The following is a 16,353-nucleotide window of genomic DNA, read 5'->3' on the forward strand; positions in this document are numbered from 1 at the left end:
CGTGAAGATCGCGATCGTCACGGAGACCTTCCTGCCCTCCGTCGACGGCGTGGTGACGCGCCTGCGCCACGCCGTCGAACGGTTCACCGACCTCGGGCACGAGGTCATGGTGATCGCCCCCGAGCTCGGTGTCACCGAGCATCACGGGGCGAGGGTGGTGGGCATCCGCCCGGTGACGCTGCCGTTCTACAAGCACCGTCGCTTCACCCTCCCGAGCCCCAACGTGGACGGCATCATCCGGGGTTTCCACCCGGACGTGGTCCACGCCGCCCAGCCGATCCTGCTGGCCTCCTCGGGGGCCTACGCCGCCCACCGCCAGCGGATCCCGCTGGTCGCCAGCTACCACACCCACATCCCCCGCTACCTGGACCTCTATCGGGCCTACCGCTGGGGCAAGCGGCCCGTGTGGTGGCAGATCAAGCGCAACCACGCGCTCGCCGACGTCAACATCGCCACCTCCCAGACGATGAAGGCGGAGCTCGCCGAGCAGGGCATCCACAACCTGCACGTGGTGCGCCGCGGCGTGGACACGCAGACCTTCCACCCCCGCTTCGCCTCCGAGGCGATGCGCGAGCGGCTCACCCAGGGCCATCCGGAGAAGAAGCTACTGGTCTTCGTGGGGCGTCTGGCCGCTGAGAAGGAGATCCACCGGCTGCGGCCGATGATGGAGCGGCGGGACGACGTGGCGCTCGCGATCGTGGGCGACGGCCCGTACCGACGCGAGCTCGAGCAGCTCTTCGCCGGCACCTCCACGCTGTTCCCCGGCTTCATGGAGGGCGAGGAGCTCGCGAGCGCCTTCGCGAGCGCCGACGCCTTCGTCTTCCCCTCGGTCACCGAGACCCTGGGCCTGGTGATCCTCGAGGGCATGGCCTCCGGGCTCCCGGTGGTCGCCGCCCGCTCGGGGCCGACGATGGAGCAGGTCACCGACGGGGTGAACGGTCTGATCTTCGACTCCGGGGACGAGGCGAGCCTGGATGCGGCGCTGACCCGGCTCGGGGACTCCGACCTGCGCAGACGCATCCGCGCGGCCGCCCGCACCGAGGCGGAGAAGTTCTCCTGGGAGAACGCCTCCGACGATCTGCTGCGGTACTACGAGATGGCGATCGAGCAGCACGGCCGACGCCATGACTGAGGGGGCGGCCGACGGGCGCGAAGAGCGCACCCGCGCCGTCCCCACTGCGCCGCTGCCGCGACCTCAGCCGGTGACCCTCGTGGGGCACGGGATCCGTCTCGAACCTCTCTCCACAGCGCATGTCCCGGGTCTGCAGGGCGCCGTGACCGACGGGGAGATCCACCGTCTGCCCTTCGCCCCGCATGTGCCCGCGCCGGAGGCGGTCGAGGGCTCCGTCGCACGGCTCACGGCCGACGTCGAGGCCGGCACCCGCCTCGCCTGGGCCGTCGTGCGCGCGACGAACGAGCAGGTGGTGGGGCTGACCACCTTCATGAACCTCGCGCTCGCCGACCGGGGCCTCGAGATCGGCAACACCTATCTCGCCGGTTCCGTGCACCGCACCGGGGTGAACACGGCGATGAAGAGCCTGCTGCTCGGTCATGCCTTCGAGGAGCTCGAGCTGCTGCGCGTCGAGTTCCGCGTCCACCACCTGAACCTCGCCTCGCGCCGCGCCGTCGAGGCCCTCGGCGCGCAGCAGGACGGGATCCTGCGCGCCCACCGCATCCTGCCCGACGGGTCGGTGCGCCACACGGTCGTGTACTCGATCCTCGCGCCGGAGTGGCCGGGGATCCGGACGATGCTCGCACAGCGGCTCGGGCGCTGCCGGCACGTCTGAGCTGCCTGCGGATCCTCGGACGCGGCTGCCGCAGCAGGCCGCCGTCCCGCAGGCCACCCCGATCCAGCTGGATCCAGTCGACGCTCATGCAGGCGGGATGCTCGACCTCCAGCTGGATCCGATGGGTGCCCCTGCTCAGCCTGTATCGGCCGAGGTCGGAGACGGTGAAGGCCCGGCCCCGCGAGATGCGGGACCGGGCCTCGGAGGCGTACCGGCGCAGGGCCGGTCAGCGAGATCAGCGGTAGGTGACGAACCCGGTCGGGTTGCCCCAGAGGCCGCGCTCGACGACCTGCTGCTTCGAGCCGGAGGCGTCGATGATCTGGCCGTCGCCGGCGTAGATCGCGACGTGGCCGGGCCAGACGACGAGGTCGCCGGGCTGCGCCTCGGACTGGGAGATGCTGCGGCCCTGGTCGGCGATCTGGCTGCTGGTGCGCGGCACGTCGATGCCGGCGGCCTCATAGGCGAAGTTCACCAGGCCCGAGCAGTCCATGCCGCCGAGCGAGCTGCCGCCCCAGGAGTAGGGGGTGCCGACGGCGGAACGGGCGGCATCGACGATCGCGCTGCGGGTCCCGGAGGTGGAGGAGGTCGGGACCGCGGTCGCGCCGGCGGCCGGGGCGCCCTCGGAGGAGGAGTCGCTGCCGAGCGCACCGTGGGTCTCGGGGCCCACCACGCCGTCGACCTGGAGGCCGTTCGCGGCCTGGAAGTCCTGGACCGCGGCGTCGGTCATGGAGCCGAAGTAGCCGGTCTCGGGCAGCTCAGCGCCCTGAGCGTTGAGCGCGGACTGCAGCGCCTCGACGGACGCGCCGGAATCGCCCTGACGCAGCTTCTCGGAGGAGCTGCCGGACTCGGAGGCGACGGGAGCGGACTGCGTGGTGCTGGAGCCCTCGTCGCCGCCCGCGAGCGCGGTGTCGTTCGCCATCGCGGAGCTGCCGCCGGCGAAGGCGGTGCCGACCAGGATGCCGCCGAGCACGGCGCTGCCGCCGAGGGCGCGTGCCGCGCGGTGGGTGCCGGTGAGCGGGGTGACGGCGCGGCCGGCGGCACGGTGTGTGTTCAGGTGAGACATGGGGTGATGGTCCTTCGTACGAGCTGCTGATGATCCTGTGTGTCCCGCGACGCCGCGCTCGGGGAGCGGAGGGGTCCTGGAGGAGCGGTGCTCACAGCCGGGGCGGTCGGGGATGTGAGAACCACGCTAGGGGCGACGCCTGCCCGCAGCACGCCTCGTGAACGAGGGGAAGAGAGGGATTTAGCGCGCATTGACCCGTCCCAGGGGGAGTTTTCCGGAACTTGGTGCGACATGACCTCCGCACGGGGTGCACGCCACACGGTGCGCGACACGGTGCGCGCCACGCTGTGCGCCGCACGAGGGCGGGGGTGACAGCAGATCATCCGTCCGGGCGCGGATCACCCGCCGGGGCACGGAGTATTCGCTGGGGTCATGGGCTGCCCTGTGCTGGAATGGCCGGATGAGCCACGTGCAGCGTCGCAGTGTCAGCATCACGCCCGTCGACCCCACGGACCAGGAGTCGCTGCTCGCCTGGAACGCCGTGCTGGGGAAGGGGTTCAACGCCGGGCGCGAGGCGGCCTGGTGGGCGAGCGAGGAGACGACCCTCGCGCGCTTCGCGGACCCCAGGCCCGAGCGGCACTCGGTGCTGCTGGAGGCCCGCCTGGACGGGGAGGTCGTCGGCGCCGCCGGGGCCGAGGTCGATCCCGGGGACCCCGCCGAGGTCGAGATCTCGGTGCTGCCCGCCCACCGACGCCAGGGAATCGGCAGCGCGCTCGCCGCCGCCGTGAAGGAGTCCCTCGCCGGCCGCTGCGAGGTGGTGCAGGCCGAGACCTACGGCGAGCCGGGCGTCGCCTTCGCACGATCACTGGGGCTGGCGCTCGGCCACCAGGAGGACCGCCTGCTGCTCGACCTGCCCGCCGGCCCTTCCGACCTCGCCGCGCTCGCCGGCTCCGCGCGCCCGGCTCCCGGCATCGAGGTGCGCGCCTGGCGGGGTGCCTGCCCGGAGGAGCTGCTGGAGGACTGGGCCCGGCTCAGCACGCAGATGGAGGCCGACGTGCCGATGGGGGACCTCACCCGGCCCGCCTCCCGCGCGGACGTCGAGGAGATCCGCCGCACCGCGCAGCGGATGGACGACCAGGGCTGGACCCTCGTGCGGGCCCTCGCCTACGCGGAGGGCATCGCCGTCGGCTACACCGAGATCTTCGTGAATCGGCACGATCCGGAGATCCTCACCCAGGACGACACCCTGGTGGACCGCGCCCATCGCGGGCGCGGCATCGGTCGCGTCCTGAAGCTCGCGAACCTCGAGAACCTCGCCGGCGTCCCCGAGGTCGCCGACTCGCGCTGGATCCAGACCTACACCGCGCCCGACAACGCCCCGATGCTCGCCCTGAACCGCGAGCTGGGCTTCCGCGTCGTCGACCGGCTGAGCATCCTCGAGGGCCCCGCCGCCTGACCCCACCGTCGGTGCTCGCCGCGGGATGCCACCGTCGGGTTCCGGCCGCGTGTGACCTGGTTCGCACGCCGTCATCCACCGTCATCCCCACGCCTGCCGCAGGGACCCCGACTATGACGGCTTATGACGACGTTGTGGCGTCGGTGCCCGGCGCGCCGTCATCATCGTCGGCATGACCAGCACCGCCACCGCACGCGCCACGCAGCCGGGCTCCGAGGCCGACGCCGCGACCCCGGACGCGCCCGGCATTGCGCCTGCGTCCGCGCCCCGCGATCCGGCCGCGCCCGGGCGACGCAACGGCGTGCGGCTGGACTCCATCGCCCGGACCTTCGAGACCCCGCAGGGTCGGCACGACGTGCTGCGCGACCTCGACCTGGAGCTCGCGCCGGACGAGATCGTCGCGGTCGTGGGACCCTCCGGCTGCGGGAAGTCCACCCTGCTGCGCCTGGTCGCGGGGCTGGACCAGCCGAGCGCCGGCGAGATCCGCCTGGGCGGCACGGCGCTGCGCGGCACCGATCCGCGCACGGCCGTCGCCTTCCAGGAGCCGCGCCTGCTGCCCTGGCGCACCCTCGCGCAGAACGTCGCGCTGGGGCTGCCGCGCAGCATCGGCGGGAAGGGCGTCGGCCGGAAGCAGGGGCGCGAACGGGTCCAGGAGCTGCTGGCCCTGGTCGGCCTCGAGCACGCCGCCGCGCTGCGCCCCCGCGAGGTCTCCGGCGGGATGGCCCAGCGCGCCTCCCTCGCCCGGGCCCTCGCCCGCGGACCCGAGGTGCTGCTGCTGGACGAGCCCTTCGGCGCGCTCGACGCCCTCACCCGCCTGCGCATGCAGGACCTGCTGCTCCAGATCCACGCCGCCGAGCCCACCACGATCCTCGTGGTCACCCACGACGTCGAGGAGGCCCTCTACCTCGCCGACCGGGTCCTGCTGCTGCGCTCCCTGCGCGAGGACCCGACCTCCGGCTCGCTCACCCGCACCGTCGAGGTGCCCGGGGCCCGCCCCCGCGACCGCGCCGATCACGCCCTGGCCGACCTCCGCGTCGACCTCCTGGCCGGCCTCGGCGTCCATGCCCGCCCTGCCCGCCCCGCCACCCCCTCGGAGAACCCCTCATGACCCACCGCATCAGCCGCCGCACCGCCACCGCCCTCGGACTCTCGGCGCTCGCCGGGACGGCACTGACCGCCTGCGTGCCCGGCGAGGGCTCCGAGAACGCCACCGCCGACGGCGGTGACGCCGGGAAGTGGACCACCGGCTCCCTCACCATCGACTGGGCCACCTACAACCCGCTCAGCCTCGTGGTGCGCGACCAGAAGCTCATCGAGACCGCCCTGGGGAGCTCGGTGAGCGTGGAGTGGGTGCAGTCGGCCGGCTCCAACAAGGCCAACGAGTTCCTCCGCTCGGGCTCCGCGGACATCGCCTCCACCGCCGGGTCCGCCGCGCTGCTGGCTCGCGCCAACGGCTCTCCGATCAAGGTGATCGGCATCTACTCCCAGCCCGAATGGTCCGCGCTCGTGGTCGGCGAGGGCAGCGACATCACCGGCCCCGCCGATCTCGCAGGCCGTGCCGTCGCCGCCACCCCCGGCACCGATCCCTACTTCTTCCTGGTCCAGACCCTGGCCGAGGCGGGCCTGAGCATCGACGATGTGGAGCTCCAGCCCCTCCAGCACGCCGACGGCCGCTCCGCCCTCGAGGGCGGCAGCGTCGAGGCCTGGTCCGGACTGGACCCGATCATGGCCGCCGCCGAGGTGGAATCCGGCGCGCAGCTGGTCTACCGCAACGTCGACTTCAACACCTACGGCGTCCTCAACGCCACCGAGGACTTCCTCGACAACCACGCCGACGTCGCCCAGGTGGTCGTGGACGCCTACGAGCAGGCCCGTACCTGGGCGCTGGAGAACCTCGAGGCCACCGCGGAGCTGCTGGCCGAGGTCGCTGGCATCGACCTGGCCGTCGCGACCGCGGTGATCACCGAGCGCTCCAACCTCGATGTCTCCGGCGTGCCCGGCGAGGACCAGCTCGCCGTGCTCGAGACGATCTCCCCGATGCTCTCGGAGTCCGGGGACGTGCGGGGCGGGGCCGAGGCGGTCGAGAAGGCCCGCGGCGAGATCATCCATGCCGACTTCGCCGTCGCCGCGGTGGAGAAGCAGTGAGCGCCGCGACGGCCGAGCACGCCGCCGCCGCGCCCTCCGGGACCGGGTCGCCCTCCGGGACCGCGTCGACCTCCGGCGCTGCGCAGTCCCGCCCCGCGTTCTGGGACCGCACCGGTGTGCGCCTCGCCGCGGGCACCGTGCTGCCGCTGCTGATCCTCGTCGCCTGGCAGCTCACCACCGCTGCCGGGCTGGTGCCCGCCTACCGCCTGCCCGGACCGGTGACCGTGCTGCAGGCCGGGGTCGAACTGATCGAGCGCGGCGAACTGGGCCTGCACATCGCGATCTCCGTGCAGCGCGTGCTGCTGGGCTTCGCGGTCGGAGCGCTGATCGGCCTCGCCGTCGCCGCGATCGTGGGCCTGTCCCGGGCAGGCGATGCGCTGCTGAACCCCACCCTGGCCGCGCTGCGGGCGGTGCCCTCGCTGGCCTGGGTGCCGCTGCTGATCCTGTGGCTGCAGATCGGGGAGGAATCCAAGGTCACCCTCATCGCGATCGGTGCCTTCTTCCCGGTGTTCACCACCGTCGCCGCGGCTCTGCGCCACATCGACCCCCACCTGGTGGAGGCCGGGCGCTGCTTCGGACTGCACGGCTGGTCCATGTTCCGCACCATCCAGCTGCCGGCCGTGGTGCCGTCGGTGGTCTCCGGGCTGCGCCTCGCGCTCGCCCAGGCCTGGCTGTTCCTGGTCGCGGCGGAGCTGATCGCCTCCTCGATGGGGCTCGGGTTCATCCTCAACGACTCCCAGCAGACGGGCCGAGTGGACCGGATCCTGCTGGCCATCGTGCTGCTCGCACTGCTGGGCAGCCTCACCAACGCCCTGCTGGGCCTCGCCGAGAAGAAGCTGCTGAAGAGGTGGGCATGAGCATCACGGAGACCACCGCGGGCACTCCCGCAGAGACTGCCGCAGGAACTCCTGTGCAGAACGCCGCAGAGAACCGGCTGGTCGAGACCCGCAGCTTCCCGCCCGACCCCGCGCTCGAGGGGACCTGGAACGTCGATGCGAGCATCCACGCCACCGCATCGGCCGATCCCACGGCCTTCTGGGAGGCCGCCGCGCGACGGCTCGACTGGGCCGAGCCCTGGCACACCGCCCTGGAGTGGGAGCCGCCGAGCACTGACCCCGCCACCGGCGCGCTGAGCGTCCCCGCCGCGCGCTGGTTCGTCGGCGGTCGTCTGAACGTCGCCGAGAACTGCGTGGACCGCCACGTCCGCGCCGGCAACGGGACGAAGGTCGCCCTGCACTTCGAGGGCGAGGGCGGGGACCGCGGGTCCGTCACCTACGAGGACCTCCGGCGCCGTGTCTCCCAGGCCGCGAACGCCCTGACCGACCTCGGCATCGTCCCGGGGGACCGGGTGGTGGTCTATCTGCCCGTGCTGGTGGAGACTGTGGTGATCGCGCTGGCCTGCGCCCGGATCGGGGCCGTGCATTCGCTCGTCTTCGGCGGGTTCAGCGCCGAGGCGGTGCGCTTCCGCCTGCAGGACACCGGGGCGAAGCTCCTGGTCACCTCCGACGGCCAGTTCCGGCGGGGCAGCGCCGTCGAGGTGAAGTCCGCCGCGGACGCCGCCGCCGACGGGCTCGAGCACCTGGAGCATGTGCTGGTGGTGCGCCGCACCGGCCAGAACGTCGCGTGGACGCCCGGCCGGGACGTCTGGTGGCACGAGAGCGTGGAGGTCGCGAGCCCTCAGCACACCGCCGAGGCGTTCGACGCCGAGCATCCGCTGTTCATCATCTACACCTCCGGCACCACCGGGAAGCCCAAGGGCCTGGTCCACACCACCGGCGGCTATCTCTCCCATGCCTCCTGGGCGCACTGGGCGCACTTCGACGCGAAGCCGGACGACGTCCACTGGTGCACCGCCGACCTCGCCTGGGTGACCGCCCACACCTACGAGATCTACGGCCCGCTGAGCAACGGACTCACCCAGGTGATCTATGAGGGCACCCCCGGCGAGCCCTCCCAGCAGCGGCACCTGGAGATCATCGAGCGCTACGGCGTCACCGTCTACTACACCGCCCCCACGCTGATCCGCACCTTCATGAACTGGTTCGGAGATCAGCTGCCGAGCGGGCACGACCTGTCCTCCCTGCGACTGCTCGGCACCGTCGGCGAGGCGATCAACCCTGAGGCCTGGGTGTGGTTCCACCGCACCTTCGGCCGCGGCGAGCTGCCGATCATCGACACCTGGTGGCAGTCCGAGACGGGCGCCGCGATGCTCGTGCCGCTGCCCGGGGTGACCACCCTGAAGCCCGGCTCCGCGACCGTGCCGCTGCCCGGCATCGACATGGCCGTGGTCGATGCGGAGGGCCGCGAGCTGCCCGCCGGGGTCGCCGGCACGCTGGTGGCGCGCAGGCCCTGGCCCGGCATGGCCCGCACCGTCTGGGGCGATCCGGAGCGCTACCGCGACTCCTACTGGCGGGACTTCGCCGGCCGCGGCGAGCACGGCGGCTATTACGTCGCCGGGGACTCCGCCACGGTCGACGCCGACGGGTGCTTCTGGATCCTCGGCCGCCTCGACGACGTCGTGAACGTCTCCGGGCACCGCCTGTCCACCATCGAGATCGAATCCGCGCTGGTCGCGGACCCCTCGGTGGTCGAAGCCGGAGCCGCCGGCGTGGACGACGCCCTCACCGGGCAGGCGGTCGCGGTCTTCGTGATCCCCGCCGGCTTCGTGATCCCCGCCGACGGGGCCGCGCTCGACGTGCCCGCGCTGCGGGACCGGGTCGCCACCGGGATCGGACCGATCGCGAAGCCCCGCTTCGTGGTCCCCGTCCCGGACCTGCCCCGCACCCGCTCCGGCAAGATCATGCGACGCCTGCTCGCGCAGCTGACGCACGCCGAACGGGACCGCCGCGCGGGCCGCAGCCCGGCTCCGCTGGGAGACATCACCTCCCTGCAGAACCCCGAGGCGGTCGCCGCGGTCGCCGCGGTGCTCACCGCCCTGCCGGCCGACGACCCGCTCCTCGCGCCGCAGCCCTGAGCCGACCCTGCACCTGACCCGACCTCATCCGTGAACCGACCCTGCAGCTGAACCGATCCTGCACGACCCCAGGAGGACCCATGACCACCACCTCTCCCGCCTCGAGCGTCGAGACGCCGCTGAAGTTCGCGTACTGGGTGCCGAACGTCTCGGGCGGCCTCGTCGTCTCCACCATCGAGCAGCGCACCGACTGGCAGCTGCCCTACAACTCGCGCCTGGCCCAGATCGCCGAGAACTCCGGCTTCGAGTACGCGCTGACCCAGACCCGCTACGCCGCCAGCTACGGCGCGGACAAGCAGCACGAGGCCTCCGCCTTCTCCCTCGCCCTGCTCGGCGCGACCGAGCGCCTGAAGGTCATCGCCGCCTTCCACCCCGGCATGTGGCACCCGGGCGTGCTGGCCAAGTGGCTGATCACGGCGGACCACCTCTCGGGCGGCCGCGCCGCGGTGAACATCGTCTCCGGCTGGCTGAAGGATGAGTTCGTGAAGTTCGGCCTGCCCTGGCTCGAGCACGACGAGCGCTACGTGCGCACCGAGGAGTTCATCTCCGCGCTGCGCGGGCTGCTCACCGAGAACGGGTACTCCCAGGACGGGACGTACTACTCGATCGACGACTTCACCCTGAACCCGAAGCCCGTCGACGTGCCCGGCCGCCCCCATCCCGAGATCTTCTTCGGCGGCAACTCCACCGCCGCCCAGGCCACCGCCGGTCGCGTCGCGGACTGGTACTTCTCCAACGGCCGCACCCTCGAGGGCTATGAGGAGAACGTCGACGGCGTGCTCGCCTCCGCCGCCGCCGCGGGCCGCGCCCCGAAGTTCGGGCTGAACGGCTTCGTCATCGCCCGCGAGACCCGCAAGGAGGCGGAGGAGACCCTGCGCGAGATCGTCGCCAAGGCCCACCGCCCCGCCGTCGAGGGCTTCCGCCAGTCCGTCCAGGAGGCCGGCGCCTCCACCAAGGACGGCAAGGGCATGTGGGCCGACTCCTCCTTCGAGGACCTGGTGCAGTACAACGACGGCTTCAAGACCCAGCTGATCGGCACCCCCGAGGAGATCGCGGACCGCGTCATCGAGTACAAGAAGATCGGCGTGAACCTGCTGCTGACCTGCTACCTCCACTTCACCGAGGAGGTCGCGGCCTTCGGGCGGGACGTGCTGCCGATCGTGCGCGAGAAGGAGAAGGACCTGGCGCGAGCCCACGGCACCGAGCTGAACACCGACCTGCTGCCCGTCGTCCCCGGCGTCTCCGCCGAGGAGGCCGAGAGCGCCGCCTTCGAGACCCTCCCGGCCGACCACCCGGCCAAGGCAGGAGCCGCCGCATGACCGCCACCGAGAAGCAGCACCCGCACTCCACGTCGGACGCGTCGTCGTCGGCCGCCGCCCCGGCGGCCGTTCCTCCCTCGGCGCCCGAGCGTGGCTTCGGCTTCCGCACCCGCGCCCTGCACGCCGGCGGCACGCCGGACGCCCAGCACGGCGCCCGCGCCGTGCCGATCTACCAGACCACGTCCTTCGTGTTCGACGATGCGGCCGATGCCGCGAACCTCTTCGCGCTGCAGAAGTACGGCAACATCTACTCCCGCATCGGCAATCCCACCGTCGCCGCCTTCGAGGAGCGGATCGCCTCGCTCGAGGGCGGGATCGGCGCGGTCGCGACCGCCTCGGGGATGAGCGCCGAGTTCATCACCTTCGCCGCGCTCGCCGGCGCCGGCGATCACATCGTCGCCTCCGCCCAGCTCTACGGCGGCACCGTCACCCAGCTCGACGTCACGCTGCGCCGCTTCGGCGTGGAGACCACCTTCGTGCCCTCCTCCGAGGTGGAGGACTACCGCGCCGCCTTCCGGCCGGAGACGAAGGCGCTGTACGTGGAGGTCATCGGCAACCCCTCCGGCGAGATCGCCGACCTCTCGGGACTGGCCGAGCTCGCACACGAGCACGGGGTGCCGCTGGTGGTCGACGCGACCCTCGCGACCCCCTACCTGGTGCGGCCGATCGAGCACGGGGCGGACATCGTCCTCCACTCGGCCACCAAGTTCCTCGGCGGGCACGGCACCACCCTCGGCGGCGTGGTCGTCGAGTCGGGCCGCTTCGACTGGGGCAACGGGAACTTCCCGGGCATGACCGAGCCGGTCGAGTCCTACGGCGGCATCACGTGGTGGGACAACTTCGGCGAGTACGGCTTCCTCACCAAGCTCCGCTCCGAGCAGCTGCGCGACATCGGCCCGTCCCTGCCCGCGCAGTCCGCCTTCCAGCTGCTGCAGGGTGTGGAGACCCTGCCGCAGCGGATCGATGCCCACCTCGCGGGCGCCCGCGCGGTCGCGACCTGGCTCGAGGCGGACCCCCGGGTCTCCTTCGTGACCTGGGCAGGGCTCGAGTCCCATCCGCACCACGAGCGGGCGGCGGCGTACCTGCCGCTCGGTCCCGGGTCCGTCTTCGCCTTCGGCGTGCGGCCGACGGGGGAGTTCGGCGACGCGGCGGAGGAGGCCGCTGCGGCCCGCGCGACCGGCGAGGCGGTGATCGCGAACCTGCAGCTCGCCTCGCACCTGGCGAACATCGGCGATGCCCGCACGCTGGTCATCCATCCCGCCTCGACCACCCACCAGCAGCTCAGCCCCGAGCAGCTCGCCGCGGGCGGCGTGCGACCGGATCTGATCCGCATCTCGGTGGGTCTCGAGGACGTGGAGGACATCCTGTGGGACCTCGACCAGGCGATCACAGCGGCGACGGGAGTGCAGCGATGACCGGCATCAGCATCCAGGGAGCGGGGGAGGCCTGCGCGGTCCCCGCGGCTCCTGCGACCGACGGGGCCAGCGGCGCCCCCGAGCGCTCCTGGCGGAGCCCCTCGGCCCCCGAGCGGCTCGCGATCCTGCGCCGCGCCCGGTCCATCGCGATCGTGGGCGCCTCGGCGAATCCGGCGCGGGCCAGCTACTTCGTGGCCACGTACCTGCTCTCGAGCTCGCCCTACGAGGTGTACTTCGTCAACCCCCGCGCCACCGAGATCCTCGGCCGGCCGGCCTACGCCTCGCTCGCGGACCTGCCCGTCGTGCCCGACCTCGTGGACGTCTTCCGCAAGGACGCCGATCTGCCGGGCGTGGCTCAGGAGGCGGTCGAGGTGGGCGCCAAGGCGCTGTGGCTGCAGCTGGGCTCCTGGAACGAGGAGGCCGCCGCGATCGCGGAGGCCGGAGGGCTCGACGTGGTGATGGACCGCTGCGTGAAGATCGAGCACGCCCGCTTCCACGGAGGCCTGCACCTGGCGGGTTTCAACACCGGGGAGATCAGTTCCCGGAAGCAGCGGGTCAGCGGACGCGGCTGACGCTACGATCACCGCATCAGGCGCGGGTCGGGGATCCCCTCGGCCCGCGTTCTGCTGTGGGGAGGCGGCTCAGCCCTCGACGCGGATCCCCAGGTGGCTCGCGAAAGCCGGGGCGAGGGCGGTGACCTGCTCCGCGTCGAGCGTCGCTCCCGAGAGCGCCTCGAGGTTGCTGATCGTTCCGACCTCGAGCCCGCGCAGATCCACGTCCTGCAGCCGTGCATGGGCGAGGGCCACACTGCCGACCCGGCAGTTCACGAACGCGACGCGCTTCGCCGTGACGCCGGCGAGGTCGAGCTCCTCGATCGTGCAGTCCTCGAACAGGACGTCCTCGAGGGTGCTCGAGCGCAGGTTGATCCAGTCGAACTTGCTGCCGGAGATCCGGCTGGAGCGGATCTCGGCGTCGTAGATGTCCAGCGCGCCGATCCGTGAACCGCTCAGTGCGACGTCGCGCCAGGTGGAGCGCGTCGCATCCAGCACGGGGGCGTTCAGCCGCTCGATCCGGGTCTCGACCAGCCGTGCGTGCTGCAGGACCGAGGTGTGCGCGGTGACACCGACGAGCTCGCACTCGGTGAAGGCGGCTCCGGTGAGGTCGCAGCCGGTGAGATCGACGCCGTCGAGGGAGAGCCCCTCGTGCGGGGCATGCGCCTCGAGTGCGTCGGCGCCGACGGAGTCGAGTGGGGGGAGCACGAGCCGACTCAGCACGGGCTTCCTGGTCGTGGCGGGCGTGCGGGCCATGAGCACCTCGGGGAACGGGCGGGGTCCGACGCGGAGCGGTCGGCGGAGGGTCCGAGCGTACGGGGCGGCGCAGACAGGTGCGTGTCGGGACGGCGGGGTCGTGTCGGCGGGTCGGACGCTCCGACAGGATTTGAACCTGCGACCGGCTCCATATGAGGGAGCTGCTCTACCGGGCTGAGCTACGAAGCGGGGTGTCGGCGGGGGCCGACGCGTACCAGCCTGGGGGAGCGGAGCGGTCGCTGTCGAGCATCCTGTCATCGGCCGACGCAGAGCGTCGTGAAGGGTCCTCCGGCGTCATGGAACCACCGTCGGCGGAAGGGTCGTGGAGCTTCCGGACCCCCGGTCGAGCCCGCCGAGCACCGTTGGCCGGAGCGTGCGACGGATCCTCCACAGTCGTATCTTGTCCACATTCCTGACGACCGGGTTGTGCTTTGTCTTCGAGGCTTTTTGAAGGGAGGGAGAGGGTGCTCATGTCGTCGACCACTGCAGGGTGAATGACCTGCAGGTATGAAGGTGGAGAGCGGAGGGTTCCGGCGGGTGCTGTGCCCTCAGAGTTCCTCCCCGATCGAGGTTGTCCACATTTCCCGGCGGCCCTTCTTTTCGTCGGCGGAATGGGCGATCGTGGTGTGATGGCTCCTAGCACGCAGGCCCTCGACCAGGCACCCGGTGATCCCCACCGGGCGCTCGTCGACGCCGTGCACGGTGGGGGCGCGCCCGCGCTCGCCGCGGTGCTCGGGGATCAGGGTTTCGTGCTGCGGGAGCTCGCGCTGCGCCCTCAGCAGCTGTTCACGCCCGACGCTCGGCTCGGTGCTGAGTTCACGGCCGTCGTCGGCATGCTCCACGAGCTGCGCAGCGCGATGGACGCCGTGGAGGCCCGCGCCGTGGTGGCGCTGGCGGGATCGCTCACTCTCGAGAAGCAGGCAGAGGGCAGGGCCCACACCGCCCAGGAGGCGGATCAGGCCCCGCCCGCGAAGCAGCTGCTGCGTGAGGCCTCGAGAGAGGCGGCGCGCGAGGTCTCGATGCTGACCGGGAAGTCCCCGGCCTCGGCCGCCCATTCCCTGGCCTCGCAGCGTCGGCTGGTCGCGGACATGCCCGAGATGTTCACCGCCCTGGCCACAGCGAAGGTCACCAGCACTGTCGCTCACAGCAGCTCTCGTTCGCTCGCCCCGCTGTCCCCCACCCAGCGCGCTCATGCGGACCGCCTGCTGGGCGAGCAGCTGCCGGATCTCGAGGGTGCCGGTGCGGAGACCTGGGATGACGCCACCTCACGGGCGATCGCCGCTGCCGATCCGTATGGCCAGCGGCGCCGTCACCAGCACGCCCGGCAGGAGCGGCGAGTCACCGTGCGCCGCGCGGAGCACGGCATGGCGACCGTCTCCGCGCGGGTCCCCGCCCTCGACGGAGCGAAGATCCGCAAGCGGCTCTCCCTGGAGGCCGAGCGACTGCGCGCCGCCGGTGACCGTCGCGGCCACCAGGCGATCCAAGCCGACTCGTTCGTGGACACGCTGCTCGGGCAGGAGGACGCCATGGTGGCGACCACCCTCGACATCGGCATCATGATCACCGAGCGCGCCCTCATCCACCCATCGGCCGGGGACCTCGCCCACCTCGAAGGCTATGGCACCGCCCCGGCCGAGGTGCTGCTCGAGGAGCTGCGCGGGGCGCTCGGCACGGCGCTCACCGATGAGGCGGACGAGGCGATGGGCCCTGATGGCCCTGCGCTGCGCGCCGTGATGCGCAGGCTGTACACCCACCCCCGCGCCGGCGAGCTGGTGGCCGTCGAGTCCCGTGCCCGCGCCTTCCCCGCCGCGCTCGCGACGTTCATCCGCTGGCGGGATCAGGTGTGTCGGGGCCCCTTCTGCGATGCGGCGATCCGGCACACCGACCACATCCGCCCCCACGCCACGGGCGGCGAGACCTGCCTGGACAACGGGCAGGGGCTCTGCGTCTACTGCAATGACAAGGAACGACAGACCGGCGGCGTGCGACGCGCCGGCGACACGGCGACCGATGGTCACGTCGTGGAGTGGATCAGCCGCTCCGGGACCCGCCGCACCACCCGGCCTCGGGCCCTGACCGCCCCGTCGCGACCAGCCCGGCCGAGCCCGACCGCGCCAGCGGCGGCCAGGAGTTCACGCCCGCGGCGAAGACGCCGGCCTACGTCCCTACCGGATGCCTCAGCCCCGCCGGAATCCCCCGGCTGATGATCGTCACGGACCGCTCCACAGAGCCACTCCACGGGACCAGCCCACAGGACCAGCCCACAGGACCAGCCCACTGGACCCTGAGGAGCAGTCGGCCCAGCCGGTCCCGCCCCGACGATCTCCCGCGGCCGGAACCCCCCTCCTGATCTCCACAGATCCACCACGAGCAGGCATCGGGACGATGCCAGAATCCGTGCATGAGCACCGCTCCTGCACGTCCTCGCAGCACGTCAGCCCGAGTGGTCGGGCTGCTCGGCGCTGCGGCCGTCCTGGCCTATGCCGTGTTCGCGGCACTCCAGATCCAGGTGCTGAACCCTCTGGCCACGGTGCCCGGGAGCACCCTGGTCGAGATCCACGCCGCGGTGGGGCGGTCGGCGGACACGATGGGATGGGGCCTGATGACCGCGCTGCTGGTGCCGGGGCCGCTGATCGCCTCCTCCGTCGCGCTCAGCACATGGCGCGATCGCCTCTCCACCCCGGCGGTCCTCATGGTCGTGCTCGGCCTGCTCGCGCTGGGCAGCCCGGTGTACCTCGTGGCGTCATTCCCGGCCGGCATGACCCTCGCCGACACCTTCTTCGTCGGAGGCGCGGACCATTCCCCGTGGGCCCTCGTGCTGCACCTGACCAGCCTGTTCGCAGTGCTGGCACTCGTCGCCGTGGTCATCGTCCGAACGGTCGGCGCCGCGGTCGACTCCGTCTGCCCGGCGACCGACCCACGGTAGGTCGAACGCCCGCTCGTCCGG

General features: G+C 72.2%; 14 protein-coding genes and 1 tRNA gene. 12 read left to right on the forward strand and 3 right to left on the reverse strand.

Annotated elements, in window-relative coordinates:
- Position 1 precedes the first annotated feature (1 nt).
- Both VF289_RS00290 and VF289_RS00295 read left to right on the forward strand, forming a co-directional pair.
- Positions 2–1,132: a glycosyltransferase gene (locus VF289_RS00290; RefSeq protein WP_330879926.1), complete on the forward strand. Its 1,131-nt coding sequence runs from the start codon at positions 2–4 to the stop codon at positions 1,130–1,132.
- On the forward strand, positions 1,125–1,787 hold the full coding sequence (locus tag VF289_RS00295) for a GNAT family protein (protein ID WP_330879928.1): 663 nt from the start codon (positions 1,125–1,127) through the stop codon (positions 1,785–1,787). Before VF289_RS00290 ends, VF289_RS00295 begins: the two co-directional genes overlap by 8 nt.
- A 235-nt stretch (positions 1,788–2,022) precedes the next feature.
- Here the strand turns inward: VF289_RS00295 and VF289_RS00300 are convergent, their stop codons facing one another.
- Positions 2,023–2,850 carry a C40 family peptidase gene (locus VF289_RS00300; RefSeq protein WP_330879930.1) on the reverse strand — a complete coding sequence of 276 codons (828 nt, stop codon included), beginning with the start codon at positions 2,848–2,850 and terminating at the stop codon, positions 2,023–2,025.
- A 400-nt stretch (positions 2,851–3,250) separates the two neighbouring features.
- On the opposite strand from VF289_RS00300, the gene VF289_RS00305 reads away from it, so the two are divergent.
- The 8 genes from VF289_RS00305 (at position 3,251) to VF289_RS00340 (ending at position 12,671) form a co-directional block, all read left to right on the forward strand.
- Entirely contained in the window at positions 3,251–4,246 is a 996-nt protein-coding gene (locus VF289_RS00305) for a GNAT family N-acetyltransferase (protein ID WP_330879932.1), read from the forward strand.
- A gap of 172 nt (positions 4,247–4,418) precedes the next feature.
- Positions 4,419–5,354, forward strand: a complete 936-nt coding sequence (locus VF289_RS00310) for an ABC transporter ATP-binding protein (RefSeq protein ID WP_330879934.1) — start codon at positions 4,419–4,421, stop codon at positions 5,352–5,354.
- On the forward strand, positions 5,351–6,391 hold the full coding sequence (locus tag VF289_RS00315; RefSeq protein WP_330879936.1) for an aliphatic sulfonate ABC transporter substrate-binding protein: 1,041 nt from the start codon (positions 5,351–5,353) through the stop codon (positions 6,389–6,391). The genes VF289_RS00310 and VF289_RS00315 overlap by 4 nt, the downstream gene beginning before the upstream one ends.
- Positions 6,388–7,248: an ABC transporter permease gene (locus tag VF289_RS00320; RefSeq protein WP_330879937.1), complete on the forward strand. Its 861-nt coding sequence runs from the start codon at positions 6,388–6,390 to the stop codon at positions 7,246–7,248. The genes VF289_RS00315 and VF289_RS00320 overlap by 4 nt, the downstream gene beginning before the upstream one ends.
- Positions 7,245–9,365, forward strand: a complete 2,121-nt coding sequence (gene acs, locus VF289_RS00325) for an acetate--CoA ligase (RefSeq protein WP_330879939.1) — start codon at positions 7,245–7,247, stop codon at positions 9,363–9,365. The genes VF289_RS00320 and acs overlap by 4 nt, the downstream gene beginning before the upstream one ends.
- Before the next feature lie 80 nt (positions 9,366–9,445).
- Positions 9,446–10,684 (forward strand): dimethylsulfone monooxygenase SfnG, encoded by a 1,239-nt coding sequence (sfnG, locus tag VF289_RS00330; protein WP_330879941.1) that lies wholly within the window; start codon positions 9,446–9,448, stop codon positions 10,682–10,684.
- Positions 10,681–12,099 (forward strand): O-acetylhomoserine aminocarboxypropyltransferase/cysteine synthase family protein, encoded by a 1,419-nt coding sequence (locus tag VF289_RS00335; protein WP_330879943.1) that lies wholly within the window; start codon positions 10,681–10,683, stop codon positions 12,097–12,099. Before sfnG ends, VF289_RS00335 begins: the two co-directional genes overlap by 4 nt.
- On the forward strand, positions 12,096–12,671 hold the full coding sequence (locus tag VF289_RS00340) for a CoA-binding protein (protein WP_330879945.1): 576 nt from the start codon (positions 12,096–12,098) through the stop codon (positions 12,669–12,671). Before VF289_RS00335 ends, VF289_RS00340 begins: the two co-directional genes overlap by 4 nt.
- 69 nt (positions 12,672–12,740) lie before the next feature.
- Here the strand turns inward: VF289_RS00340 and VF289_RS00345 are convergent, their stop codons facing one another.
- Both VF289_RS00345 and VF289_RS00350 read right to left on the reverse strand, forming a co-directional pair.
- Complete coding sequence (locus VF289_RS00345) at positions 12,741–13,406, reverse strand: pentapeptide repeat-containing protein (RefSeq protein WP_330879947.1); 666 nt, start codon at positions 13,404–13,406, stop codon at positions 12,741–12,743.
- Between the two features lie 115 nt (positions 13,407–13,521).
- Positions 13,522–13,595 (reverse strand) — tRNA-Met (locus VF289_RS00350).
- A 440-nt stretch (positions 13,596–14,035) separates the two neighbouring features.
- Between VF289_RS00350 and VF289_RS00355 the strand changes: the two genes are divergently transcribed.
- Together VF289_RS00355 and VF289_RS00360 are read left to right on the forward strand one after the other, a co-directional pair.
- Positions 14,036–15,610, forward strand: a complete 1,575-nt coding sequence (locus VF289_RS00355; protein WP_330879948.1) for an HNH endonuclease signature motif containing protein — start codon at positions 14,036–14,038, stop codon at positions 15,608–15,610.
- 197 nt (positions 15,611–15,807) lie between these two features.
- A complete protein-coding gene (locus VF289_RS00360; protein WP_330879949.1) occupies positions 15,808–16,332 on the forward strand; it encodes a hypothetical protein in 525 nt (174 codons plus the stop codon).
- Positions 16,333–16,353: the final 21 nt, after the last annotated feature.

Origin of the sequence: Brachybacterium sp. (assembly GCF_036379615.1) — a bacterium.
Taxonomy (GTDB): domain Bacteria; phylum Actinomycetota; class Actinomycetes; order Actinomycetales; family Dermabacteraceae; genus Brachybacterium.